Below are 310 nucleotides of genomic sequence, written 5' to 3'. Positions count from 1 at the left end.
GTCGAGGCCGGGTATTTCTCCAGCATCCGCTCCGGCCTGATCGGCCGGCGCACGAGGTCGCCGCCGCAATTCGGACAGGTGCCCGCAAAGCGGGTCTCTACGCAATCGGCGCAGAAGGTGCATTCGAAGGTGCAGATCAATGCATCCGTCGCCTCCGGCGGCAGGTCCTTGTCGCAGCATTCGCAGTTGGGGCGCAGCTCCAGCATCTTTTCCTCCTCAGCGTATCGGCTCGTGCACGGTCACCAGCTTGGTGCCGTCGGGAAACGTCGCCTCGACCTGGACGTCGTGGATCATCTCGGCGATGCCGTCC

2 protein-coding genes are annotated in these 310 nt (G+C 64.5%); both read right to left on the bottom strand.

All coding sequences use genetic code 11. The features are described from left to right. Window positions 1-206, bottom strand: a 206-nt coding sequence (locus EN845_RS34555) for a DUF1272 domain-containing protein (protein ID WP_135931323.1), incomplete at its 3' end; no start/stop codon positions are given. Between the two features lie 10 nt (window positions 207-216). Continuing rightward, window positions 217-310 (bottom strand): urease subunit gamma (locus EN845_RS34550; protein WP_189587450.1); only part of this gene is annotated, 94 nt, incomplete at its 5' end.

It is taken from the genome of Mesorhizobium sp. M8A.F.Ca.ET.202.01.1.1, from assembly GCF_004791595.1.
Lineage (GTDB): Bacteria > Pseudomonadota > Alphaproteobacteria > Rhizobiales > Rhizobiaceae > Mesorhizobium.
The sequence above is the reverse complement of the archived record's forward strand: the minus strand, read 5'-3'. Positions and strand labels throughout refer to the sequence as shown.